Here is a 24,398-nt window from a genome sequence, read left to right as displayed (position 1 = left end):
TACCAAACAGCTCAGCGGCTGCCCTTTACAGGTGCGCGATGGTGCTTCGGTAACACCGCAAACGGCGGCTCATCATGCCGGCGCCCTGGGCGTATCCGAGGGTGACTCGCCAAACAGCGCCCGATAATGGAACGCAAAATGGCTCAGGTGGAAAAACCCCATCTCGACGGCGATCTCACTGACGTTCTGCGCCGCCGCATGGGTGGAAATCAAACGGCGGCGCACCGCATTGAGCCGCAGGTTGCGCAGGTACTCCACCGGGCGCATCCCGGTCACCGCCTGGAAACTGTTCTGCAGGGTCCTGCGGCTGACCCGCAATTGCTCGCACAAGTCGAGAATGCTCAAGGGCATATCGGCACTGGCGACGACCAGCTCCTGGCAACGCTTGACCAGGTAGGCACTGACGGCAAAGTTGCCGCGTCGGCCGCGCACCTCGTCCGAGGCGTGGCTGAACAGGTCGAGAAAGGCATTGAGCAGAACGTCTTCGAGGACTTTTTCCGAGGCGGGATTGACGGCGTCCGCCTGTTCCAACAGGCGACGAAACAGCGGGTGAATGCGTTGTTGCACGCGGCGCAGTACCACTTCATCCACGCTGACCTGGGACACGCTTTTCAAACGCTTGAGCTGTTCGCTCGACAGTTCGTAGGCCGCCAGCTTGGCGAACCGCACCGTGTCGACATTGGCCGCGAAGAAATGCGTGCCCTCCGGGGCGTGCAAGACGAAGTCTTCGCCATCGCGCAACAACACGACGCTGTGGGCGCCCACCTGGTGCCCCTGGACCACCGGCGCACCGCCCAGCGACATGGCAATGCACAAGCGCCCTTTTGGCGCGCAACCGTGCTGCACCACGCGTTTATCCAGCACCTCCTGGAAAATCTGGAAACGTTCGGCGCACACCTGGCGCAGCTCGCTGGAAAGACATCCACGCCCGAGCTGGTCATAGACTTGTTGCCAGCCCAGGATCGAACCGGCGTGTTGCTGAGGATCATTGAAGGTACGGACTTCGGCGAACATGATCATTGGTCCTCGGTAGCCCTGCGTTTATTGCCTGGTACGGTCGCTCAAGGACATCTAAACCCCGTGGCGAGGGAGCTTGCTCCCGCTGGGCTGCGCAGCAGACCATTTTTATGAGCGCTTCGCACTCAAGCGGGAGCAAGCTCCCTCGCCACGGGCTCCTTTGGGTGAACAGTACTTACTGCCGGAAAACCAAAGCCAGTTCCATGCCAAGCATGTCCAACCGATACTCGGCGGCCTTGATCTCCAACGGTGCCAACAAAGCGCCGGACAGCACCACCTGCCCCGCTTCAACGCACTGCCCGTCGGCCAGCAAGCGCCGCACCAGCCAGCACAGGTTGGCCTGGGGCGTGTCCTCGCGCGCCTGGGCATTGCCCTCGCCACAGGGCACCCCATCGCACGTCAGGCGATAGTTCACGTGGGCCAGTTGTTCGGGATGGAACTTGACCCGCGCCCCCAGGCAATACAGCCCCGCGGCGGCATTGTCGGCAAGAAACGCGCCGACGCCGAAACGCCAGCCCTGCCAGCGGCAATCGGCAATTTCGAACGCCGGCGCGACGTCGGAGATGGCCGCGAGGATGTCCTCGTCGCTGTAGAAACCCGGCACCAGCGTACGCCCCAGGACAAATGCCAGCTCGATTTCCAACTTCGGCTGGATCAGCCGCGCAAGCGACACCCCACGGCCGGGCTCCACGACCATGGCATCGGTCAGTGCGCCCAATACCGGCTCATCAATACCGAAACGGTCCTGGGCGGCGCGGCCGGCGAAGGCCACTTTCCACCCGGTCAAGCGCTCACCACCGGCCAGGCGTCGGCGCAGCGCCTCGCGCTGCAAGGTGTAGCCCGTCGGCAGGTCGACGGCCTCTGGTTCCAACGACGGCAAGGCGTGCACGGCCTGCGCGGCATCGTGAAGTCGAACCAACAGATGATCTTCGCGGCTCATGAGAGTTGCTCCGCCAGTTTGCGCAACACGCCCTCGAGCCGCTCGGGCGTGGTGATCGCGGCCACGAACCGATCCGGCCGCACCACTACGACACAATCACGCACCTTGGCAAACCATTCGCCGAGGCGGTTATCGACGTCCTCGACACAAATGGCCCCGCTGGCAGACAAGGGTTGGTTGCGCCCCACGCCACTGCGCGAGCGATTGATCTGGATGAAGCGCGTCTCCCAGCGCGCCCACCAGGCGGCGGTTTCTTCGCTGAGCGGTTCGCTCGGGTCGACCCGATACCCCAGCACCGCATAGGAATGCCCCAGCACCTCGTCCAGGCGTCGGCGCTGGCCCTGGGCATCTTCGATGGACGGCTGGATGAACAACTGCCCGACCAGATCATCCTCATGCAGCTCGGCGCGCTCGTGATACACTAGGCCCTTGGTGATGGTCGCCTTGGGTTTGAACTTGAACTCCAGCAAGTGCGAACGCAGGTTGTCGACGCTGTTGACGGCCTGGAACAACCAGTCCCGCACCCCCGCCATCAACGGGTTGGTCAGCCCCAGGACGGCGCCCATGTTGTCGGCCAACGCGATGAGATCGGTCGCATGCCCACGGCGCTCCTGGTCGTAACTGGCCAGGATCGCCGGCGACGCCCGCCCTTGGAGAATCGCGGCGAGCTTCCAGCTGACGTTGGCGACATCACGCAAGCCCGAATTGAGCCCCTGCCCGGCCCAGGGCGGGGAAATATGCGCCGCATCCCCCACCAATGCCACACGGCCCTGGACAAAGCGCGCCGCGACCCGGGAATTATGGGTGTAGGCGCGGATCCGGATGATCTCCAGTTGGTCAACTGCATCGCCGATATGCCCACGGATCAAGTCCCGGATCGTTGCCTCTTCGCACATCCTGGCTTCGTCTTCGCCCTCCAGGAGCATGAACTCCCAGCGCCGTTGCTGATACGGTAGGTAGATGCAGACGAAAGGTCGCTGAGGGTCGGCATGCAAGGCGGTATACGGTGCATCGAGGGTGTCGTTGGCCGTATCGATCACCACCCATTTGCGCGGATGGGTCAGCCCCAGCAGTTCGATGCCGAGTTTCTTGCGTACGCTGGAGCGTCCGCCATCGGCACCAATCACGTACTGCGCCTGCAACTGATAGAGCTCGCCCCCGGCATCGCGCACCTGCAAGGTCACACCCTCGGCATCTTGCTCCAGGTCGAGCATTTCATGGCCCTGGCGCAGCTCGACAGTGGTGTGTTTGCCCAACTGCTCGCGCAATGTCGTTTCCAGTAACTGTTGCATGAAGATGTTGCGCATCGGCCAGCCATAGTTCGCCGTGCTCGGCTTGACCTCGGCAAAACAGACGCCTCGCGCATTGTAGTAACGCAGGGGCACGTTGCAGATCATGTCGCGCGCGGCCAGCTCAGCGATGCCGATGCCCTGCAACACCCGCAGCGCCTCGTCATCCATGCCCACCGCGCGGGGATACGGCAGGACGCCGTCAGCCAACTCAAGGACGATGCAGTCGATACCGTACAGCCCCATGTAATGAGCGGCCGTGATCCCGTTCGGGCCGCCGCCCACGATGACAACCTGGGTTTTCTCCTGCTTCATCGCTATTCACCGCTTTGTTGTTGTGGTTGTAGGCATTGGTCGTGCAAGTAGTCCATGACGACACGGTTGAACGTGTCCTCCTGGTCGTCATGGACATAATGGCTGGCATCGGCGATTTGCGCTGTATGCACCTGCGGATTGGCCTCTTTCATCGCCACCAGGGTCGCCTCGGGCAAGAAATCGGAACGCGCGCCCCGGATGAACAGCGTCGGGCAATCCAGCGCCCGGACCGCCGGCCACAGATCGGTCGGGGTGATGCTCAGGCGCGCCTGGGCAATGCCGGCCTGATCATGGCGCCAGCCGATGCCTGCCGGGGTTTCCTTCATCGAATGGGTCAACCTGGACGCCAGCCCCTGGGCGGACAGACCGGGACGTGAGCGGCGCCAGAACTGCGCGGCACTTTCCCAGTCGGGAAACGACAGGGGCGTCTGGCTCATCTCGCGACGGATGCGCTCGGCACCGTCGCCGTTGATCGACGAGCCGGGGCCAATGTCTTCGATCACCAGGGCTTGCAGGCGTCCAGGATTGAGCCGGGCATACTCCAGCGCATTGGTGCCGCCGAGGGAATGCCCCACCAGGACGAAACGCTCCAGCCCCAGGTGCTTGACCCAATCTTCCAGATCGCTGACATAGGCTTCGGTCCGGTAGCTGGAAGCCTCTGCCCAGTCGCTGTCGCCACGGCCGCGCTGGTCCAGGGCGTGGCAACAGAATTGCTCGCCCAATGCATTGGCCAGGGACGCCCAGGTCTGGGCATAGGCCCGCAGCCCATGGAGCAGCAACACGGGAATGCCTGACGCGTTGCCCCACGACAAGTAGTGCAGGCGCATCCCCGAACGATTGGTGAAGAACTGGCTGTTTGCAGACATTCGTTGGCTTCCCACGTCAGCGCACCTCAATACAGGCCGTCATTGCCCTTGACGTCAGCGGCCTGCAGACCACCCAGGCGTGCATGCAAACGACCGCGCGTGGCGAAGGCCCAGATGATGATCAACTCGTCGGCCGAGGGACCATCGCCGAACGACAGGGAAATGCTGTCGTAATGGGAGCGGACATACAGCGCGTCCTTGTGGGCCAGCGGTACGTCGATGGTCACGCCAGGCCCGCCCCGCTTGCCGGTGGAGGGCACCCAGGACTTGCCACCGCCCAATGCGACACGGATCGGATCCGCCGCCGGATTGGTCAGCAACGCGTTGCCGTGCTCGTACTCGCCCTGGCTGCCCACCAGGCACGCCTTGCCGTAACTGACAATCTCATGCTCGCCGCCCAGGGCTTGGATACGTCGACCAAACTCCTGGCCGAGCAAGGGTGACGGTTCTATCAACTCGGCCAGGCTTTCGCTGAAACGTCCGGCATAAGGGTTGGCGATCACCGCCCCAATGGCGTACTTGAACAGCGGCTCGCCATCGGCCAACTGGCCGGTTTCGTTGGCCAGGGTTTCCTCGACGAAGCTGTACCATTTGCGGATGTGGTAACTGGCGAAATTCGCGGTTTTCATCAGACTTGCCTCTTTAAAGTGGGTCGAGATCGAAATGCCGGCTGGGAGCCCCAGCGGCCTTGAAGCGGGCCTTGCCGCGCTCGTCGTCGTGTTCGGACTCGAGGAAAAACTCCATGCGATTGCCATCGGGGTCGTTGAAGTACACGCCGTTGCCGATCTCGTGGTCAGTGATCTTCACCACCTCGACGCCCTTGTTCAGCAACATGCCGTAGAGCTTGCGCAGGGTGGTCATGTCACCCGCGATCTCCAGCCCGTAGTGCTGCAACCCCAGGCCGCCCTGGTGGGCGCCGGGCTCTGCGCGGAGCAATGCGATGTCGTGATGCTTGGCGCCAAACGCCATCATGATCCAGCTTTCACCCCGGGCGCTTTCATGCATGCCCAGCACATCGGCGTACCAACGGGCCGACACTTCCGGGTCGCTCACGAACAACGACAGGTGAGTACGAACGACTTCGACTTTCATCGCGCGATACCTCAGTTTTTCTTGATGATGGATTGATGCCCGGACTTGATTTGCGCCACGGCGGGGGTCCAGAGCACATCAGCGATTTCACTGAATTCACGCCACTGCTTCTGCCAGCCGTCACCGCCATTTTCGGAAGTGAACAGATGCCCATACTTGGTGCCGGCGACGATCTGGCGAGGATCGGCAGGGTTCAAGGCAATCGCCCAGACACAGGAGTTGGGCTGTTGTGGCAGCGGCAGCACCTCCCAACTGAGGGCGGCATCCCGGGAAACCAGGACCTTGCTGGTGGTGCCCGGGGTGCCGTCGGAGATGCTCAGGTAGAGCGTATCCTCGCCGCCCAACGGTGCATTCATGGCGCGCACGTAATACAGACCGAAGGCTTCCCGGGCGACGATGCCGGTCCAGGTCTGCCCCTCGTCGAGGCTGCGGTAAACGGCGTTGACGCACACCACGACGATGACCTTTTGCCCATGGTTGGGCAGGACCACGATGTTGTGCACGTCCGAGTTGAAGTCCCACAGCAAGCGATCATCGACACGGGTCCAGCTCTCGCCACCGTCGCGACTGTGGAACAAGCCGCCCTCTTCCAGGCCGAACCAGAGCTGGTTGCGGTCCGTCGGGTCGTAGGCGAAAGCCAGCAGGCGTGGACGACTGACGCCGTCGCAGAACTCCGGGATCTCCACGGGGGCACGGTCCCAGTGCTGGCCACCGTCGAGGGTGCGCCACAGCACGGCGCGCGACGGCGCACCGGTGCCCACGAAAATACGCTGTGCATCCTGGGGATCCACCGCCACTTTCCAGACGGTCTGCCCGTTGAACGGCGACTCCACCCGCTGCCAATGGCCGCCGGTATCACGGCTGACGCACAGGCCGACGTCGGTGCCGGCGTAGATCACCTCGGGCGTACCCGGATGGAAACTCAGGGATCGGGTGATCGCATCGAATTCCAGGTCCTGGCCCAGGCCCAGGCGATGCCAGGTACGGCCATCGTCGGCGCTGCGGATCACCGCTTGCCCCACGGTGGCGACCAAAAGGGTTCCGTTACTCATCACTGCTGCTCCTCAAATGAAGATGCCACGGGTCAAGCCGCCGTCGATGCCAATGGATTCCCCGGTCACGGCGCCCGCCTTGGGAGATGCGAGGAAACCGATCAGCCAGCCCATTTCGATGGGCGCCAGGGTGCGCCGGATCGGCGTCGCGTCGATGTAGCCCTGCTCCACCTGCTCAGGCGTCTTGCCCTGCTTGACCCCTTCGCGCTCGTACAACTCCTGGATGTGCGGGGTGTCGACCACACCGGGGTGGATCAGGTTGACGGTGATGCCGGAGGGGCCCAGTTGGTCGGAGAGCGTCTTGGTCATGTGGGCGATGGCCAGGTTGCGCATGCCCGAGAGGACCTTGCTGCCACGCCCGGTCAAGCCACCGATGTTGATGATGCGACCGAAGCCACCGGCCTTCATGTGCGGGGTTACCGCCTTGGCGCAACGGAAGTAGCCGATCACCTTGGTGTTGAGGTCCGAGAGCAATTCGTCGTCGCCGGCATGTTCGATGTCGTTGCGCACCACGCCGGACGGTGCCGCGGCGCCGTTGACCAGGATGTCGATGCGGCCAAAGTGCTTGTGGGCCGCCTCGACCATGTCGGACACCGCCGACATCTGGTTGGTGTCACAGTACAGCGGCAGCACTTCGTTGCCGGTCTCGGCGGTGATTTCCTCGGCGGCTTGCTGGAGAAACTCCATGCGCCGCGCACAGATCACCACCTTGCAACCCTCCTGGGACAAAAAGCGCGCGACTTCCTTGCCGATGCCCATACCGCCGCCGGTGACGATCGCCACGCGGCCTTGCAATTCCAGATCCATAGCAGTTCCTCTTGTGATGATTCGGTTCAGGCCAGATCGACGAAGACACTTTTGGTTTCGGTGTAGGCATCGATCACGTTCTTACCCATTTCCCGACCCCAGCCGGATTGCTTGTAGCCGCCAAATGGCGAGGCCGGGTCGACGACGTTCCAGCAGTTGATCCACACCGAACCGGCCTTCAACTGCGCCGCCACGCGATGGGCGGAGCGCAAGTCACGGGTCCAGAGACCCGCCGCCAGGCCGTAAGGCGAGTCGTTGGCGCGCAGCACCAGCTCATCGATGTCGGTCCAGCTCATGACGGTCAGTACCGGGCCGAAGATTTCTTCCCGGGCGACACAGGCGCGCTCGGCGCGGTCGAGAAACACGCTGGGGCGGATGAAGTGGCCGCGTTCCAGGTGGGCCGGCCGGTCACCGCCGCAGATCAGTTCGGCGCCCTCTTCCTGGCCCCGTTGCAGGTAGCCGCGCACCGTGCCCAATTGCCGGGCCGAAACCAGCGGGCCCATGCTGCTGGCCGGATCCAGGCCTGGCCCCAGCACATGGGCGGCCGCGTGGCGCTGGAGTTCTTCAAGCACCTGGTCGAGGACGCTGGCGTGCACATACAGACGCGATCCGGCGGTGCAAACCTGGCCCTGGTTGTAGAAAATGCCATCGGCGGCGCCTTTGGCGGCCCGGACGATGTCGGCGTCCGGCAGGATGATGTTGGGGGATTTGCCCCCCAGCTCCAGGGAGACCTTCTTCATGTTGCCCGTGGCCGCCTGGGCGATCAGTCGTCCCACCTGGGTCGAGCCGGTGAAGGCGATCTTGTCCACGTCCGGGTGCTGGGCCAGCGGTGCACCGGTCTGCGCGCCAAGGCCAGTCAGCAGATTGACCACCCCGGCCGGGAAACCGGCGGCCTCGATCAACTGCACCAGGCGCATGGCAACCAGGGGTGTCTGCTCGGCGGGCTTGAGCACCGCGACACAACCGGTCGCCAGCACCGGGCCGAGCTTCCACACGCACATGGTCAGCGGGAAGTTCCACGGCACGATCAACGCGCAGACGCCCACCGGCTCGCGCAAGGTGTAATTGAGCATCGGCGCGCCACTGGAGGGCGACACCGGCAGCGTGCTGCCTTCGATCTTGGTCGGCCAACCGGCGAAGTAACGAATGATGTTGGCCGCGCTGGCCGCTTCGCCCCGGGCCGCGCCGATTGGCTTGCCGTTTTCCAGGGTGATCAGTTGCGCCAACTCTTCGCGATGCTGGTCGAGCAGTTCCGCCAGGCGAAACAGCAGCAACCCGCGCTGGGCCGGGGACTGCTGCGCCCAGGTCCCCGTGAAGGCCGCGCGGGCGGCGGCGACGGCGGCATCCACGTCGCGTTCGCCACCTTCGGCGACTTCAGCCAGGGTGTGTTCAGTGGCCGGGTTTTCCACGGCAAACCGGCGGCCATCGGCGGCGTCCTGCCAAGTGCCGCCGATAAACAGACGCCCGGGTTGCGACAGGAACTTCTCGACCGCAGGTAACAATTGAATCGGGTTCATATCCGCTCCTTCACAGCGCCATTTCAATCAGGCAAGGACCACCGTCGGCCTTGGCGTTGGCCAAGGCGCGTTGCAACTCACCGTTGGTGTGCACAGTGCTGGCCGGCAAGCCGTAGCCCTTGGCCAGGGCTTTCCAATCGATGCGTGGGCGGTCCAGTACCGTCAGGCTCAGGGCCTCGGGGCCCAGCTCGGTCATGCCGAAGCGGCGCAGCTCGTTCTGCAGGATGGCGTAGCGGTGGTTGGCCGCGATCAAGATCACCACCGGCAGTTGCTCGCGGGCGATGCTCCATAAGGTCTGGATGGTGTACTGGGCACTGCCGTCCGATTGCAGGCAGAACACCTTGTTGCCACGCTCGGCCATGGCGGCGCCAAAGCCCACCGGGATGCCCTGGCCGATGGCCCCACCGGTGTTGGTCAGGACCCGATGCCGGGCGGCATGGGCCGAGGCGGTGAAGAACGGATAGCCGCACGTGCCGCCTTCCACCGAAACGATGCAGTCGTCCGGCAACGATGCGGCCAGCACCTGGCCCACCGACTGCGGTGTCAACGCGGCTTCGCCGGGCGGCAGTTCGATACCGGTTGGCGTGGGCACGTAAGCCGGCGCCTCGAGCGCATCGGCCAGCGCAGTGAGCGCCCCGGCAACGTCGTCCCCCACCTCGGCCAGACACAGCAGGCGTTCACGCTCTGCCAGCCGGGAGGCAATGCCTTCGTAGCCGAAGTAGCTGATGGGCTCGGGGACGCCAGCGCAGACCACCGCGTCGTATTGGTCAAGGATCTCGATGGCCACTTCGGGAAAGTAAGGCAGGCGATCCAGGTCTGGCAGGCCACCACCGCGATAACTCAGGCGCGGAAAGGTTTCGGCGAACAGCCGCACGCCCGGCAGTTGCGCCAAGCGCCCCGCCGCTTCCAGGCCGGCGACGGACAAGCCTTGGTCGCCGACGATAAACACCAGGCGCCGACCATCGCGCAAGGCCTGGGCGACCGCCTCGACCCGGTCACCGGCAAAACGCCGGACCGGAGCCTGCAATGCCGTGAAGGCCTTCTCGTGCTGCACGGTGTTGGCTTGCAGATCCATCGGCAGGATCAGGCTGGCGATCTGGCCGTTGGCTTGCCAGGCGGCACGCACCGCCTCCTGGAAATCCTCACCGACGCCCGACGCCGTGCGCGAGGTCCGTACCCACTTGGAAACGCTGCCGGCCAATGCCTGGATGTCACTGGCCAGCGGTGGATCGTAATTGACGTGCCAGGACGCGTGATCGCCGATGACGTTGACGATCGGGGTGTTGGCGCGACGTGCGTTGTGCAGGTTGGCAATGCCATTGGCAAAGCCTGGGCCAAGGTGAGTCAGGGTCATCGCCGGCTTGCCGGCAATCCGGCCGTAGCCGTCCGCCGCACCGGTGCATACCCCTTCGAACAAGGACAACACCGGCTTGAGGGCTGGCGCGCTGGCCATGGCTGCCACCAGGGGAATTTCAGTCGTTCCGGGATTGGCGAAGCAGTATTCGATACCGCTTGCCACCGCCGCCTTCACTATCAGTTGCGCACCATTCATTTCCAGCCCTCTTCATCGAGCGTTTGCAGTGGCTGAGATTTATCACACAGCACAATCGACAAAACAAGCTATTTTTCTGCATTAAAATCATATTTTGAGATTAATGCATATTTTATGAAGGTAAACGACTGAAAATCCGTTTGTATTTCTCAAGCATTGAGTTACCGTGGCGACGCGCTCCTGAGCGAGCGGGCGGGCTTTTCATCAGCGCCGCGGCTACCTATAGTGCTCACCCAACGACCCCCTACGCGCCATTCCCCCCTTTAGGAGCGAAATGAGCAGTCTGAGCAAAATGCTGAGTGTGCTGGACCTTTTCGGCCCGGCCACATTGAAGATCGACCCCGAGACCATCGCCGAGCGCATGGGCCTCTCGCGGGCGACCGTGTACCGCTACGTCAAGGACTTGTGCGATGCCGGCCTGTTGGTGCGGGTGGATGCCGGCAGCTATGGCCTGGGGCCACGCATCATTGAGCTGGACTGGATGATGCGGCAGTACGACCCGATCCTCGTGGCAGGCCGCGAGTTGATGCACGAGCTGTCCGACGCCACTGGCCTGGCGGTGTTCGCCAGCGTTTTCTACGACGGCCGTATCATCAACACCTACATCGCCGAACCCAGCGACACCTACCAGTTCTCATTCGGCCGCGGCCAACCACTGCCGTTTTTTCGCGGTGCGCAATCCAAGGTATTGATCGCCTTCCAGAAGGGTCGGCGCCTGCAACGCCTGTTCGAAGAACACCTGGCCAACGACCCCGACAGCGACCATGACTGGGCAAGCTTTTCCAAGGCCACGAAAAAGATCCGCAAGGATGGCTATTGCATGACCCACGACGAACTCAACCTGGGCCTCACCGGTATCGCCGCGCCGATCGTCAACCCGGAGCTCGACGAGGTGGTGGGCAGCCTTTCGGCCGTGGGCAGCACCCACAGCTTCAAACTGCTGCGCCAGGAAACCGTGGTTGAAATGGTGATGGACACCACCCGGCGGATTGCCGAGCGGATGCATACCCAGCCTGCTGTCAGCTAGACAACAGAGACACTGCTCACTCAAGAAAAACGATCCCCCCCGTGGCGAGGGAGCTTGCTCCCGCTGGACTGCGCAGCAGGCCCAAAGAGAGGGGCCGCTGCGCGACCCAGCGGGAGCAAGCTCCCTCGCCACAGGGTTTATCGAACAACCCCTGCCTCAGAACGGCACGGCCACCGTCACCTGGCTGTACACGTTGGTGCCATTGCCCGTCACTTGATTGCCCCCCGTCGTTGCATCCCGATCCGGCTTGTAGAGGCCGATCAGCGGGGTGACGATCAAATGCTCGTTGACGGCCCACTCGGCATACACATCCAGCTCACGGGCATCCAGGTTCAGGGCGTTGTCTTTACGTACGGTGTTGTAATCGAAGTACAACGCACCGAGGGTGAGGTTTTCCAACGGCGTGGCTGTCAGGCCGACATGATGAATGCCCGTGTTGCTGTTGAAGGGCCCGGCATAATTGCCCGCGACTTCACCCTGGAACCAGGTGCCATAACCCGTGCTCTGCCCGGTGAACAGCGAATCCCACTTCTGCGAATAGCGGGTGTAGCGGTACGTCAGCTTGGGTGCCCAGGCGAGATCGGCAAAGGTGTAGCCGGCCTCGGCGTACCAGGCGTTCTGCGGGCCGGCGTCCTTGTCCTGCCAGGCGTATTCGAATGCCAGGCTGGCGTTCTCGATGCCCGCGTCGCCTTCACCACGAATGCTGTAGACGTCCATGCCCTTGCGTTGCTTCTGGAAAGCGCTGGCCCACTGGTCGCTCACATCAAGGCCATGGATCCAGGTCAAGCCCAAAGTCCCGGCCTTGGCGGTGTAGTCCAGCGTGCCAGCGGCCAGTTCGGTTTCGGCCTGGGCACGGTTGTCGGACTTGAGCCAGACCGCACTGCCATGCAACCCCTCCTGCCCGCCCAGACGCAATACGGCGGTCTGGTCGAATGCGTGCCGGGCGGCCAGGTAATAGGCACCCCCGCGATTCAAGCGCCCATCGGCAGGCCCTTTGCCCAGGTTCGGCCCGTCATCGTTGATCAAGAATCCCCTGCCCAGCTTGACCACCTGGCGGCCGCCGGAGATATCGACACCGTCCTGCCCCAGCACAGGGAACAGATCGGCGGAGCGCCAGCCCAGGTAAGCGTCTTCGATTTTCGTCGTGCGCTCGCTGCCCAGTGTATTGCCGGCCGCGTCGCCATCGCCCCAGGTGGCGGAACTGACCAGGCTGAACGCACCGTAGGCGCTGCCACGGCCGGCCAGGCCCTGGTCGCCGCTGACGCCATACTTGATGAAGCCTTCGCGCCAGGTTGAACCGCCAGGCCTGCCGTCGTAGTTCTTGCGACTGTTGAAATGGCCGAACACCGCCAGCATGTCGGCGTTGAGGTGAGTGTCGTCATCGGCATACAACGCATAGGCCTGGACCTGACTCGCGGCGCAGAGCGCCAGCGTACAGGCAAGGCCACTGCCGAAAAATTCCATACGCGACAGGTTCCGCATGGCTGGAGCTCCTTGTGGTGCGCCTTCGAAGGCTGTCTTTATATTCAGGAGCCGGCGCAGCACGCTGCGCCGGCGGGTCGGGCTAGCGGCAATCGGCGAGCGCGCCGTCCAACGCAGCGACCATCATGGCGGCCTCGTCGGAGGTGAGGGTCAGCGGTGGCGACATCACGATTTTGTTGCCTATCGGGCGTACCAGTACGCCGGCGCGGCGCGCCTGCTCGGCGATGCGCGAGGCCAGGCCATTGGCCGGGTCCAGCGGCTCGCGGGTGGCCTTGTCCGCCACCAGGTCCACGGCGATCATCAAGCCCTTGCCACGCACTTCGCCCACCACCGCATAACGCTCGGTCAGCGGCTGCAGTTGCTCCAGCAATTGGGCACCGACTTTCCCGGCATTGCCCGGCAAGTCCTCGGCTTCGACGATGTCCAGCACCGCCAGGGCCGCCGCACACGCCGTCGGGTGACCGCTGTAGGTGTAGCCATGCATGATCACGCTGCTGAAACCCGGGCCATTCTCGATGGCATCGGCGATGCGCTGGTTGAACACCGTGGCGCCCATGGGGATGTAGCCGGCGGTGATGCCCTTGGCCAGGCACAGCACGTCGGGCGCGACGCCCCAGCCCCGGCTGCCGAGCATGCAGCCGGTGCGGCCGAACCCCGTGACCACTTCATCGGCGATCAACAAGATGCCGTGGCGATCACAGACTTCACGCAGTCTCTTCCAGTAATGCGCTGGCGGCACGATCACGCCACCGGCACCTTGCACCGGCTCGGCGACCAACGCGGCAATGGTCTGCGAACCCAGCAGCGCGATCTGGTCTTCCAACTGGCGAATGCAGTGATCGGTCAACTCCTCCGGATCGCGGCAGTCCCAGGGGTTGCGGTACAGCCACGGCGTATCGAGCAGATGACAGCCGGCCAACAGCGGCCCGTGGTTGTAGTGATAGACCCCGTTGCCGCCCACGGAGGTGCCGCCCATGTGCACGCCATGGTAGCCATTGCGCAACGACAGGAAGCGCGTGCGCCCTGGCTCGCCGCTGGCGATCCAGTATTGGCGGGCCATTTTCAGGGCCGTCTCGACCGCATCGGAACCGCCGGAACTGAACAGCACCCGCGCCATGTTTTCCTGGGCGAACATCGACGTCAGCCGCTCGGCCAGGTCGAACACCCGCGGATGGGCGATGCCGTCGAAGGTCTGGTAATAAGCCAGTTCGTCCAGCTGCGCGGCGATGGCCGCCTTCACCGAGGGCCGGTTATGGCCCACGTTCACGTTCCAGAGGCCGCCCACACCATCGAGCATGCGATGGCCTTCGATATCGGTGATGTAGTTGCCGTCGCCACGGGCGATGATCAACGTCTTGGAGCGGTTGGCTGGCGCCGAAGAACTCATCGGGTGCCAGAACTTTTTCTGTGCTGTCTTGTAGTGCTCGTACATGGTTGCTGTCCTCACTCTGTTTCACGCTTGCGTACGTACAACAGCTGCTGGCCGGTAAACTCCAGCAGCCCTTCAAAGCCGAACTCGACGCCGAACCCGGACATCTTGCTGCCACCAAACGGCGTATTCGGCTGGATCTGCGCATGGCAATTGACCCAGGCCATGCCACATTCCAGGCGACTGGCCAATGCCTGTGCCTGCTCGCTGTCGCGGCCCCAGACCGACCCGCCCAGGCCCATGTCGCCGGCATTGGCGCGGCGCAGGACATCCTCGACATCCTGATAGGCGATCAGGGGCAACACCGGACCGAACTGTTCCTCGTCCACCAGGCGCTGTCCGTCGGTCACATCGGCGACCAGCGTTGGCGGATAGAAAAAGCCCGGGCGGTCCAGCCGGGCACCGCCGCACAACACCCGCGCGCCCTGGGCACGGGCGTCCGCCACCAGATCCTCAACCAGTGTCAGCTGTTCGAGGTTCTGCACCGGGCCAAACGTGACCCCAGGCGCCAGGCCGTCACCCACCACCTGGCGCCTGGCGATAACGGTCAGGGCCTCGGCAAAGGCCTCGTACTGGGATTGGTGGATGTACAAACGCTTGAGGGCGGCGCAGGTCTGCCCCATGTTCAGGAAGGCCGCCTGGAAAATGTCTTCGGCCACTGCCTCCACCGGCGTGCCGGGCAGCACGATGGCGGCATCGTTACCCCCCAGCTCCAGGGTCAGGCGCTTGAGGTTGCCAGCGGCGCCGCGCATCACGCTTTGGCCGGTGGCGGTCGAGCCGGTGAAGACGATCTTCTGGATGCCGGCGTGGGCAGTGATCGCACTGCCGAAACCTTGTTCGCCGGTCACGCTATTGATCACGCCCCGAGGGACATGGCGCGCGATGATCTCCACCAGGCGCAACGTGCTCAGCGGGGTCAGGCTCGACGGTTTGCTGATCACGCAGTTGCCGGCCCGCAACGCCGGCATGATGTGCCAGACGGCGATCATGAATGGCCAGTTCCAGGGCGTGATCGATGCGACGACGCCCAACGGCTTGCGGTGCAATTCAATACGCTGGCTCGGGGTCTCCTCCACCAACTCCACAGGGATCTGTTGTTCGGCGGCGTAACGCGTCCAGGCCACCGCGCCCATCACTTCGGAGAACGCCAGTTCCAGCGGCTTGCCCTGCTCCAGGACAATCAGCCGGGCCAACGACTCGGCATCCTGCTCGATGTCCGCCGCGATGCCCAGCAGGCGCTGGCGGCGATCTTCATGGCTGCTGTATCGCCACTCGATAAAGGCCGACTGCGCCGCTTCGACGGCAAGGTCCAACTGAGCCAGGGAACCGGCCGCGCAACGGGCGAACACGGTGCCGGTCGCCGGATTGACCACATCGAAGTGGCCGTTTTCGCCGTCGACCCGGGCCCCATTGATGAGCATTTGATAATCGTGCATAGCATCTTCCTTTCACGCGCTGCCGGACCGTCCCGAACGACAGCGCAGTTTTTTTGTGGGGTTTGACGTGGTCGCGTGGTGCCCTAGAGTTTGTGGCTGCCCAACGCCATGAACCGCTCGGGCGAGCACTTGCGCAATCGGGCGGCGAGGAACACGCCGACAATCAGCGCGACGGGAATGACGGCGCAAAGGCCGTAGGACAACAGCTGGCTGGCGCCGGTCAGCACGTCGAAATGAATCACTGCAAGGACCAGGACCGCCAGCAATGCCAGGCACGAAAAGCCCGGAAGAATCCGACCGCGCCAGAGCCCCAGCTTCAACTCCGGGTGCGAGCGGAAATAGACCCATACCGCCGCCGAGGTCAGGGCCATGAGCAGGATCACGCACAACGTGGCCAGGTTCGAGAACCAGGCGAACAATTGCAGGATCGGGTCGGCGTCCAGCGCGGCGAAGATCAGCACCACCACCGCTGCGATCAGGCTCTGCAGGACCGAGCCCATGTGCGGACTCTGGTGCACGCGGTGGGTGGTGCCCAACCGGCTGTGCAGCAAACCGTCACGCCCGATGGCATAGAAATAACGCGCTGCGGCGTTGTGGAACGCCAGCAGGCCGGCGTAGATGCTGACCATGAACAGCACACGGATGATCTGGGTCAGGTGCGGGCCGACAAAGTGATCGGACATGCCATAGATGAACGTGGTGGGATCCTGAAGCGCCTGCAAGGTCGGTACGATCTTGTCCGCGCCTACGCCAACCACCATCGCCCAGACCGACAGGGCATAGAAACCACCGATCAGCAGCACCGAGCTGTAGGTGGCGATGGGAATCGTACGGTGCGGGTTCCTGGCCTCCTCGCCGTAGATGGTGGTGGCCTCGAAGCCGATGAACGCCGCGAAGCAGAACAGCAAACCGATGGACGGCGTGCCACTGAACACATGGCTGCGATCGAACGAATCGAGATTGATGCCACTGTCGCCGCCGGTCTTGAGGATGGCGAAATCCAGCGTCAGGATCGCCAGGTACTCGGCAATGACCACCACCGACAGCACCCGGGCCGACAGGTCGATCTTGCGATAACCGAGAACCGCGATGCTCGCCATCGCCAGGAGCGAATACGTCCACCACGGCAAATCCAGGCCAAAGACACTGGCCATCGTGCCGCTGACCACGCCGCCGAACATGCCGTACAGCCCGACCTGGAGAATGTTGTAGGCGAACATCGCCAGCACCCCCGCCGCGCCGCCGGCCAGGCCACCCAAACCGCGAGAGGTGAAGGCATAGAAACCACCGGCGTTGGTCACGTGCCGGGACATGGCCGTGTAGCCCGCCGAGAAGGCCAGCAACACCAACAGCGCCAGGAGCAGCAACGCTGGCGTACCCGCGCCGTTGCCCAACATGATGCCGATGGGGAAACCGCCGGCGATGACGCTCAAGGGGCTCGCCGCCGAAATCACAAAGAAGATGATGAAGCCGACGCCCAAGGCGCCGCGCTTCAACTCCGTCGAGCTGCTGATCGGGAAAGATACACTCATTGTTCTTGACCTTATTGTATGAGGCAGTTGTTGCTGGATCGGAGACGGCCAGTTTCGCCGGCGTCCAAAAGCTTATTGTTCTGCTTGCACGCTGGATTCGATGCTAGGCCCTTGCCAAAACCCTTCGCTATCCCAAAACGGCAGCATCCGAGGCGGCGCCCCAAAACAGGTCATTCCAATGCTGTAACGCTGACCATGTCCCTGGACCAAACAACAAACTGTGGCGAGGGAGCTTGCTCCCGCTGGGCCGCGAAGCGCCCCCTCTTTTCTGGGCCTGCTGCGCAGTCCAGCGGGAGCAAGCTCCCTCGCCACAGGTTTTGTGTTTTCTTGGCGGAACCGCATTGCCCAACGCCTGCGCACAACGGCTGCCGATTCGGGATAACCGGCAGGCGCTTCCTGCCGCAAGATAGCCTCGCCCGTCGTTCAAACAGCGCTGGGCACAGAACAATAAAAATCCCTAAGCGCAGGAAAATCTCAGCATGTTCTTCGCTCGTCTCTCTATCCAATGGCGGATCACGCTCCTGAGTGGGCTGTGCCTGCTGGCCGTCGTCGGGGCATTGACCGGTGCGTCCCTGTATCAGAACCAGCAAGGCGCAACGCTGCTCAAGCAGCAAAGCAGCCAACTGCTCGGACGCTCGGCCCTGGAAGGCCTGCAGGCACAGGGCCTGGCACACGGTCAGCGGGTGGAGCGGTTTTTCAGCGAAACCGCGATCTATGGGGAAGGTTTTGCCCAACAGGTCCTGCAACTGCGCGCCCAGGCGTGGAACGGGCGACTGACACCAGGGCAACTGCGCCGCGACCTGATCGCCGCGACCCGCCAAGCCCTCCAGAACCGCGAGAAAGTCCTCGGTTTCTACGTCGTGCTGTTTCCCGACGCGCTGGTCGGTGAAGATGCCGGTTTCATTGGCCAACGCGATCTGGCCGGCAACGAAAAGGGTCGCTTCGCCTTGTACTGGTCGCAAAGCCAGCCCGGCCACTTGGTGCAGGAGGTGCTCAGCGAAGCCCAGATCAGCGCCAACACCGCACCACCGGGCAGCGAGCCGGCCAACGCCTGGTACGTCTGCCCGCAGACCCTGGGACGCACCTGCGTGACAGAGCCCTACGCGATCGAGGTCGAAGGCCAGAAGACATTGATGAGCAGCATCTCCATACCGCTGCTGGACCAGGGCAACGTCATCGGCGTGGTGGGCATGGACATCAGCCTCGATACCCTCCAGCAACTGGCCGCCAGCCTGGCCAACGACCTGTATCCCGGCCACAGCGAGATCAACATTCTTTCCCCGTCAGGGCAAGTCGCCGGCCATAGCGGCACGGTTGACGGCACCTCGGTCGACGTTCGGCAAGCCGTGCAAACCGTTGCCGCCAATAGCCCCTGGCAATTGCAGATACGCGTACCTGAAGCGCTTGTGCAAGCGCCAGCCCTGCACATGCAGGCGCAGTTGGACGACAAGCATCGCCAGGCCAACTGGTTCAACCTCAGCCTGGGCTTGCTGGCTGCCGGCTTGGGACTGTTACTCATCTGGCTCACCGCTTACGGCGTGACCCGGCCGCTGCTGAGGGTGGCGCAGATGCTCGATGCGATTGTCGAAGGCGACGGCGATCTCACCCGACGCCTGCCCAACGACCGCCACGATGAATTGGGCCATCTGGCCAGGGGTTTCAACCGCTTTCTCGACAAGCTGCAGCCCATTATCCGCGATATCCAGCAAGCCTCCCTGGACACCCGCAACACCGCCGATACGTCGGCACGGGTGGCCCGGGAAGTCAGCGCGGGCATGCACACGCAGTACCGGGAAGTCGAGCTGGCAGCGACCGCCTTGCATGAAATGAGCACCAGCGCCCAGGAAGTGGCTCGCCATTCCCACCAGGCGGCCGATGCCGCCACCGTTGCCGAAAACGCCAGCCGATCGGGGCGGGAATTGTTCGCCAACGCGGTCACCAGCATCGACAGCCTCGACCGGCGCCTGGAAACCACGCTTGAGCAAGTGCAGGCGCTGGCCGGCAACAGCCAACACATTGGCCAGGTGCTGGACGTGATTTGTGCCATTGCCCAGCAGACCAATCTGCTGGCCTTGAATGCCGCTATCGAAGCGGCCAGGGCCGGTGAACAGGGGCGCGGCTTTGCCGTGGTGGCCGACGAAGTTCGCCATCTGGCCAGCAACACCCAGAACTCGGTCGAGCAGATACGCACGGTGATCGAAGCGTTGCAACAGCTGAGCCAGGAGGTCGTGCACAGCACCCAACTGAGCCGCGAACAGGCCAGGGACAGCGTCGCCCAAGTCGAAAAGACCCATGTGGCGTTGCAACACATCACCGACGCCGTGGAAGTGATCGAACACATGAACCAACAGATCGCCAGTGCCGCCCTGGAGCAAAGCACTGTCGTGGAAGACATCAGCCATCGCGTCAGCGACATTCGCGCAATCAGCGAAACCTTGACCAGCCGGATGCAAGAAGCGTCGCAGGCGAGCCACTCGTTGCATGCCATGGCCAACCATCAACAGCAGTTAGTGGGGCATTTTCGGATCTAGTGGCCTGTGCGCTTACACAATTTCACAGAGCGCCTACAAAGCTTCACCCCTGGCATTGGCCTCGATCCCTACCATGGGCGGCTCAATATTGGGGAAGCACCATGTCCAAGATTCCTTTCGTCACACTGGGCCTGTTGGTCGGCGCGCTGTTGCTCAGTGGCTGTGATAGCGCCTCGAACCCGCAAGCCTCCGCCCCGCTGGCAAGCGTGCGTGTCGAAACGGTCCAGGCCCGGCCACTGTCGATCAGCAACGAGCTGAGCGGCCGGATCGCCGCGCCACGGGTCGCCGAAGTCCGGGCGCGGGTCGCCGGCGTGGTCTTGCAGCGGGTGTTTCACGAAGGCCGCGACGTCAAACAGGGCGAGGTGCTGTTTCGCATCGATCCGGCGCCGTTCAAGGCCGACCTGGACAGTGCCGAGGCGGCATTGCGCAAGGCCGAGGCCAATGCGTTCCAGGCCCGCTTGCAGGCACAACGTTACGCCCAGTTGATCGACGACAAGGCGATCAGTGGCCAGGACTACGACAACGCCAGGGCCAACGTGCGCCAGACGGCTGCGGACGTCGCCGCCAACAAGGCCGCGGTGGAACGGGCGAAACTGAACCTCGGGTATGCCACGGTGACCGCGCCGATATCCGGGCGCATCGGCCGCGCCCTGGTGACGGAAGGTGCCTTGGTCGGGCAGAACGAAAGCACGCCGTTGGCGTTGATCCAGCAACTGGACCCGATCCACGCAGACCTCACGCAATCGACCCGCGAACTCAATGAGCTGCGCCGCGCCTTTCGCGCAGGGCAACTGCAAGCGGTCGGCCAGGGCCAAGCCAAGGCCACCTTGATCCAGGACGACGGCAACCCTTACCCGCTGCCCGGCAAGTTGCTGTTCACCGACCTCAGCGTCGACCCGAGCACCGGCCAGATCACCCTGCGCAGCGAGTTCCCCAACCCCGACCTGGACCTGCTGCCAGGCAGTTTCATCCGCGTGCGCCTGGAACAGGCGGTCAACAGCCAAGGCATCACCGTGCCGCAACGGGCCATTTTGCGCGACAGCGCCGGCATCGCCCAGGTATTGCTGCTGGACGCCGAGCAGAAGGTCAGCCAGCAACCGGTGCAACTGGGCGCCGCGCAAAACGATCGCTGGGTCGTCACCCACGGTTTGAAACCCGGCGACCGCATCGTCATCGAAGGCCTGCAACACGCCCGTCCCGGCGAGCACGTCCGGATCGACGACTCTCCACTCCCCCTCGCCCAGGTTCCCGGGCCACAGGCAGGACACTAAGCCATGCCGCAATTTTTCATCGACCGTCCGGTATTCGCCTGGGTCGTCGCGTTGTTCATCCTGTTGTCCGGTGTCCTGGCCATCCCACAACTGCCGGTGGCGCAATACCCGGTGGTGGCCCCGCCACAAATCGAGATCTACACCGTCTACCCGGGCGCCTCGGCGCAAACCGTGGACGAAAGCGTGGTCAGCCTGATCGAGGAAGAACTCAACGGCGCCGACAACCTGTTGTATTTCGAATCCCAGAGCAGCCTGGGCAGCGCCACTATCACCGCAACCTTCCAACCCGGTACCAACCCGGAACTGGCCCAGGTCGACGTGCAGAATCGCCTCAAGGCGGTGGAGTCGCGCCTGCCGCAAGCGGTCACGCAGCAGGGTTTGCAAGTGGACAAAGTCTCCGCCGGCTTCCTGCTGCTGATCACCCTCACCTCCAGCGACGGCAAGCTCGACGACGTGGCCCTCAGCGATTACCTGGCGCGCAACGTGATGAACGAGATCAAGCGCCTGGACGGTGTCGGCAAGGCCCAGCTGTACGGGGCCGAGCGAGCCATGCGGATCTGGATCGACCCGCAGAAACTCGTCGGTTTCAACCTGACCCCGGCCGATGTCAATGCCGCTATCGTGGCGCAGAACGCCCAGGTGTCGGCAGGCAGCCTGGGGGAATTGCCGAGCCGCAGCACCCAGGAAATCACCGCGACCATCGTCGTCAAAGGCCAGCTCAACACGCCACAAGAGTTCGCCGACATTGTGCTCAAGGCCAATCCCGATGGCTCGACGGTGCGCATCGCCGACGTGGCACGGGTGGAGATCGGCAGCCAGGAATACCAGTTTTCCACGCGCCTGAACGGCAAGCCGTCCACCGCGGTGGCGGTGCAACTGTCGCCGGGCGCCAACGCCTTGAACACCGCGACCCTGGTGCGCAACAAGATGGACGAACTATCGCGCTACTTCCCGGCCGGCGTGGAGTACAAGATTCCCTACGACACCTCGCCGTTCGTCAAGGTCTCGATCACCAAGGTGATCTACACCCTCGGCGAAGCGATGTTGCTGGTGTTCGCAGTAATGTTCCTGTTCCTGCAGAACATCCGCTACACCCTGATCCCGACCCTGGTGGTGCCGGTGGCATTGATGGGCACCTTCGCGACGATGCTCGCGCTGGGGTTCTCGATCAACGTGCTGACCATGTTCGGCATGGTGCTGGCCATCGGTATCCTGGTGGACGATGCCATCGTCGTGGTGGAGAACGTCGAGCGGATCATGGCCCAGGAAGGCTTGTCGCCCAAGGAGGCCACGCGCAAGGCCATGGGGCAGATCACCGGTGCGATCATCGGCATCACGCTGGTGCTGGTGGCGGTGTTCATTCCGATGGCGTTCATGCAGGGCTCGGTGGGGGTGATCTACCAGCAATTTTCGCTGTCGATGGCGACATCGATCCTGTTCTCGGCCTTTCTCGCCCTGACCTTGACCCCGGCGCTTTGCGCGACCTTGCTCAAGCCGATCGCCCAAGGCGATCACCACGCCAAAAGCGGTTTCTTCGGCGGGTTCAACCGTGGCTTCGACCGCTTCGGCGACCGCTACCAGGGGTGGGTGGCCTATGCGGTGAAACGCAGCGGCCGTTATCTGCTGATCTACGGCGTGCTGCTGGTGGGCATGGGCCTGTTGTTCAGTCGCCTGCCCTCCTCGTTCCTGCCGGTGGAAGACCAGGGCTACACCATCACCGACATCCAGCTGCCACCGGGTGCGAGCAAAAACCGGACGGTGCAGGTGGTGGAGCAGATCGAAGCCCACAACGCCGGCGAGCCAGGGGTCGGCGACAGCACGATCATTCTCGGTTTCAGCTTTTCCGGCAGCGGGCAGAACGCCGCCCTGGCCTTCACTACCCTCAAGGACTGGTCGCAACGCGGCGCCGAGGATTCGGCAGCGTCAATTGCCGACCGCGCCAACCTGGCCCTGGGTCGAATCAAGGATGCCATGGCGTTCTCGGTGCTGCCGCCGCCGGTGGATGGCCTGGGCACCTCCAGCGGTTTCGAGTTCCGTTTGCAGGACCGTGGCGGACTCGGCCATGCCACCTTGATGCAGGCCCGCAGCGAATTGCTCGCCGCCGCCGAAAAAAGCCCGATGCTGATAAATGTGCGCGAAAGCGCCCTGGCGGAAGCGCCGCAGGTGCAACTGGAGGTCGACCGCAAGCAGGCCAATGCCCTGGGCATTTCCTTTGCCGATGTCGGCAGCGTGTTGTCCACGGCGGTGGGTTCGGCCTACATCAACGACTTCCCCAACCAGGGGCGGATGCAACGGGTGGTGGTCCAGGCCGAGGGCGACCAGCGCAGCCAGGTCGAGGATCTGCTGAAGATCCACGTGCGCAACAACAGCGGGAAAATGGTCCCGTTGTCGGCATTCGTCCAGGCCCGCTGGACCCAGGGGCCGGCGCAATTGACCCGCTATAACGGTTATCCGGCGGTGAGCATTTCCGGCGAACCGGCACCGGGCTACAGCACCGGCCAAGCGATGGCCGAAATCGAGCGGCTGGTGGCCCTGGGGCCGACGGGCCTGGGCCAGGAATGGACCGGGTTGTCTTTGCAGGAACGCTTGTCCGGCAGCCAGGCGCCGATCCTGTTGGGCCTGTCGCTGCTCGTGGTGTTCCTGTGCCTGGCGGCGCTGTACGAAAGCTGGTCGATCCCGACCTCGGTGCTGCTGGTGGTGCCACTGGGTGTGCTTGGCGCGGTATTGGCCGTGTCGTTGCGCGGCATGCCCAACGATGTGTTCTTCAAGATCGGGTTGATCACCATCATCGGCCTGTCGGCGAAGAACGCGATCCTGATCATCGAGTTCGCCAAGAGCCTGTACGACGAAGGCCACGACCTGATCGACGCCACGCTCCAGGCCGCACGCCTGCGCCTGCGCCCGATCATCATGACCTCGCTGGCGTTCATCCTCGGGGTGGTACCGCTGGCGATTGCCACCGGTGCCAGCTCGGCGAGTCAGCAGGCCATCGGCACCGGGGTGATCGGCGGGATGATCACCGCCACGCTGGCGGTGGTGTTCGTGCCGGTGTTTTTCGTGGTGGTGATGAAGCGTGTCAGGCGTGTTGATCGGAAGTGAGGCCAGGCCGGGCCACCGCTATCGCGAGCAAGCTCGCTCCCACAGTGGCTCTTCAGCGGACACACTATCCGCGTGTATCCGGAATACTTCTGTGGGAGCGGGCTTGCTCGCGAAGAGGCCAGCACATTCAACATCTTCATTGAC

Annotated in this window: 18 protein-coding genes and 1 pseudogene; 5 read left to right on the top strand and 14 right to left on the bottom strand. The window is 63.5% G+C overall.

Annotated elements, in window-relative coordinates:
* Nucleotides 1–72: 72 nt before the first annotated feature.
* From BLO80_RS01220 to BLO80_RS01175, 10 genes are all read right to left on the bottom strand, one after another.
* On the bottom strand, nt 73–1,014 hold the full coding sequence (locus BLO80_RS01220; protein ID WP_092326692.1) for a helix-turn-helix domain-containing protein: 942 nt from the start codon (nt 1,012–1,014) through the stop codon (nt 73–75).
* A 178-nt stretch (nt 1,015–1,192) separates the two neighbouring features.
* Nucleotides 1,193–1,957 (bottom strand): 2-keto-4-pentenoate hydratase, encoded by a 765-nt coding sequence (locus BLO80_RS01215; protein ID WP_092326227.1) that lies wholly within the window; start codon nt 1,955–1,957, stop codon nt 1,193–1,195.
* Nucleotides 1,954–3,561, bottom strand: a complete 1,608-nt coding sequence (locus BLO80_RS01210) for a bifunctional 3-(3-hydroxy-phenyl)propionate/3-hydroxycinnamic acid hydroxylase (RefSeq protein WP_092326226.1) — start codon at nt 3,559–3,561, stop codon at nt 1,954–1,956. The genes BLO80_RS01215 and BLO80_RS01210 overlap by 4 nt, the downstream gene beginning before the upstream one ends.
* A gap of 2 nt (nt 3,562–3,563) precedes the next feature.
* Nucleotides 3,564–4,427, bottom strand: a complete 864-nt coding sequence (locus BLO80_RS01205; protein ID WP_092326225.1) for an alpha/beta fold hydrolase — start codon at nt 4,425–4,427, stop codon at nt 3,564–3,566.
* 26 nt (nt 4,428–4,453) lie between these two features.
* The gene (locus tag BLO80_RS01200) at nt 4,454–5,056 is read right to left on the bottom strand and encodes an amino acid synthesis family protein (protein ID WP_092326224.1); all 603 of its coding nucleotides are present in this window, start codon (nt 5,054–5,056) and stop codon (nt 4,454–4,456) included.
* Between the two features lie 13 nt (nt 5,057–5,069).
* On the bottom strand, nt 5,070–5,519 hold the full coding sequence (locus BLO80_RS01195) for a VOC family protein (protein ID WP_060742716.1): 450 nt from the start codon (nt 5,517–5,519) through the stop codon (nt 5,070–5,072).
* Nucleotides 5,520–5,530: 11 nt separating this feature from the next.
* On the bottom strand, nt 5,531–6,571 hold the full coding sequence (locus tag BLO80_RS01190) for a YCF48-related protein (RefSeq protein ID WP_092326222.1): 1,041 nt from the start codon (nt 6,569–6,571) through the stop codon (nt 5,531–5,533).
* Between the two features lie 12 nt (nt 6,572–6,583).
* A complete protein-coding gene (locus BLO80_RS01185) occupies nt 6,584–7,378 on the bottom strand; it encodes an SDR family NAD(P)-dependent oxidoreductase (protein ID WP_060742718.1) in 795 nt (264 codons plus the stop codon).
* Nucleotides 7,379–7,404: 26 nt separating this feature from the next.
* Complete coding sequence (locus BLO80_RS01180) at nt 7,405–8,895, bottom strand: aldehyde dehydrogenase family protein (protein WP_092326221.1); 1,491 nt, start codon at nt 8,893–8,895, stop codon at nt 7,405–7,407.
* 10 nt (nt 8,896–8,905) lie between these two features.
* On the bottom strand, nt 8,906–10,447 hold the full coding sequence (locus BLO80_RS01175; protein WP_092326219.1) for an acetolactate synthase large subunit: 1,542 nt from the start codon (nt 10,445–10,447) through the stop codon (nt 8,906–8,908).
* 274 nt (nt 10,448–10,721) lie between these two features.
* On the opposite strand from BLO80_RS01175, the gene BLO80_RS01170 reads away from it, so the two are divergent.
* A complete protein-coding gene (locus BLO80_RS01170) occupies nt 10,722–11,474 on the top strand; it encodes an IclR family transcriptional regulator (protein WP_092326218.1) in 753 nt (250 codons plus the stop codon).
* Nucleotides 11,475–11,630: 156 nt separating this feature from the next.
* Here BLO80_RS01170 and BLO80_RS01165 read toward each other — a convergent pair whose 3' ends face one another.
* From BLO80_RS01165 to BLO80_RS01150, 4 genes are all read right to left on the bottom strand, one after another.
* The gene (locus BLO80_RS01165) at nt 11,631–12,956 is read right to left on the bottom strand and encodes an alginate export family protein (RefSeq protein WP_092326217.1); all 1,326 of its coding nucleotides are present in this window, start codon (nt 12,954–12,956) and stop codon (nt 11,631–11,633) included.
* A gap of 82 nt (nt 12,957–13,038) precedes the next feature.
* Complete coding sequence (locus tag BLO80_RS01160) at nt 13,039–14,388, bottom strand: aminotransferase class III-fold pyridoxal phosphate-dependent enzyme (protein ID WP_092326216.1); 1,350 nt, start codon at nt 14,386–14,388, stop codon at nt 13,039–13,041.
* An 11-nt stretch (nt 14,389–14,399) separates the two neighbouring features.
* Nucleotides 14,400–15,821, bottom strand: a complete 1,422-nt coding sequence (locus BLO80_RS01155; RefSeq protein WP_092326215.1) for an aldehyde dehydrogenase family protein — start codon at nt 15,819–15,821, stop codon at nt 14,400–14,402.
* Nucleotides 15,822–15,904: 83 nt separating this feature from the next.
* Nucleotides 15,905–17,353, bottom strand: coding sequence for an APC family permease (locus BLO80_RS01150; RefSeq protein WP_092326214.1), 1,449 nt, complete (start codon nt 17,351–17,353; stop codon nt 15,905–15,907).
* 479 nt (nt 17,354–17,832) lie between these two features.
* Here BLO80_RS01150 and BLO80_RS30525 point away from each other — a divergent pair.
* From BLO80_RS30525 to BLO80_RS01135, 4 genes and pseudogenes are all read left to right on the top strand, one after another.
* Nucleotides 17,833–19,026 (top strand): annotated as a pseudogene (locus BLO80_RS30525) (HAMP domain-containing protein); the annotation flags it as partial.
* Nucleotides 19,027–19,128: 102 nt separating this feature from the next.
* A complete protein-coding gene (locus BLO80_RS30520; RefSeq protein ID WP_371856651.1) occupies nt 19,129–19,884 on the top strand; it encodes a methyl-accepting chemotaxis protein in 756 nt (251 codons plus the stop codon).
* Nucleotides 19,885–19,985: 101 nt separating this feature from the next.
* On the top strand, nt 19,986–21,155 hold the full coding sequence (locus BLO80_RS01140; RefSeq protein ID WP_092326212.1) for an efflux RND transporter periplasmic adaptor subunit: 1,170 nt from the start codon (nt 19,986–19,988) through the stop codon (nt 21,153–21,155).
* A 3-nt stretch (nt 21,156–21,158) separates the two neighbouring features.
* Nucleotides 21,159–24,254 (top strand): efflux RND transporter permease subunit, encoded by a 3,096-nt coding sequence (locus tag BLO80_RS01135; protein WP_092326211.1) that lies wholly within the window; start codon nt 21,159–21,161, stop codon nt 24,252–24,254.
* Nucleotides 24,255–24,398 lie beyond the last annotated feature (144 nt).

The sequence above is a fragment of the Pseudomonas sp. NFACC56-3 genome, from assembly GCF_900100025.1.
Lineage (GTDB): Bacteria > Pseudomonadota > Gammaproteobacteria > Pseudomonadales > Pseudomonadaceae > Aquipseudomonas > Aquipseudomonas fluorescens_AA.
Note: the sequence above shows the minus strand (reverse complement) of the source record. Positions and strands in the feature narration are given on the sequence as shown.

Excerpts from the sequence above, each read along its gene's own strand:
- BLO80_RS01175 (WP_092326219.1), bottom strand. The coding sequence starts at position 10,447 with ATGAATGGTGCGCAACTGATAGTGAAGGCGGCGGTGGCAAGCGGTATC.
- BLO80_RS01180 (WP_092326221.1), bottom strand. The coding sequence starts at position 8,895 with ATGAACCCGATTCAATTGTTACCTGCGGTCGAGAAGTTCCTGTCGCAA.
- BLO80_RS01155 (WP_092326215.1), bottom strand. The coding sequence starts at position 15,821 with ATGCACGATTATCAAATGCTCATCAATGGGGCCCGGGTCGACGGCGAA.
- BLO80_RS01210 (WP_092326226.1), bottom strand. The coding sequence starts at position 3,561 with ATGAAGCAGGAGAAAACCCAGGTTGTCATCGTGGGCGGCGGCCCGAAC.
- BLO80_RS01190 (WP_092326222.1), bottom strand. The coding sequence starts at position 6,571 with ATGAGTAACGGAACCCTTTTGGTCGCCACCGTGGGGCAAGCGGTGATC.
- BLO80_RS01160 (WP_092326216.1), bottom strand. The coding sequence starts at position 14,388 with ATGTACGAGCACTACAAGACAGCACAGAAAAAGTTCTGGCACCCGATG.
- BLO80_RS01135 (WP_092326211.1), top strand. The coding sequence starts at position 21,159 with ATGCCGCAATTTTTCATCGACCGTCCGGTATTCGCCTGGGTCGTCGCG.
- BLO80_RS01140 (WP_092326212.1), top strand. The coding sequence starts at position 19,986 with ATGTCCAAGATTCCTTTCGTCACACTGGGCCTGTTGGTCGGCGCGCTG.
- BLO80_RS01195 (WP_060742716.1), bottom strand. The coding sequence starts at position 5,519 with ATGAAAGTCGAAGTCGTTCGTACTCACCTGTCGTTGTTCGTGAGCGAC.
- BLO80_RS01170 (WP_092326218.1), top strand. The coding sequence starts at position 10,722 with ATGAGCAGTCTGAGCAAAATGCTGAGTGTGCTGGACCTTTTCGGCCCG.
- BLO80_RS01165 (WP_092326217.1), bottom strand. The coding sequence starts at position 12,956 with ATGCGGAACCTGTCGCGTATGGAATTTTTCGGCAGTGGCCTTGCCTGT.
- BLO80_RS01215 (WP_092326227.1), bottom strand. The coding sequence starts at position 1,957 with ATGAGCCGCGAAGATCATCTGTTGGTTCGACTTCACGATGCCGCGCAG.
- BLO80_RS01150 (WP_092326214.1), bottom strand. The coding sequence starts at position 17,353 with ATGAGTGTATCTTTCCCGATCAGCAGCTCGACGGAGTTGAAGCGCGGC.
- BLO80_RS01205 (WP_092326225.1), bottom strand. The coding sequence starts at position 4,427 with ATGTCTGCAAACAGCCAGTTCTTCACCAATCGTTCGGGGATGCGCCTG.
- BLO80_RS01200 (WP_092326224.1), bottom strand. The coding sequence starts at position 5,056 with ATGAAAACCGCGAATTTCGCCAGTTACCACATCCGCAAATGGTACAGC.
- BLO80_RS01220 (WP_092326692.1), bottom strand. The coding sequence starts at position 1,014 with ATGTTCGCCGAAGTCCGTACCTTCAATGATCCTCAGCAACACGCCGGT.
- BLO80_RS30520 (WP_371856651.1), top strand. The coding sequence starts at position 19,129 with ATGCACACGCAGTACCGGGAAGTCGAGCTGGCAGCGACCGCCTTGCAT.
- BLO80_RS01185 (WP_060742718.1), bottom strand. The coding sequence starts at position 7,378 with ATGGATCTGGAATTGCAAGGCCGCGTGGCGATCGTCACCGGCGGCGGT.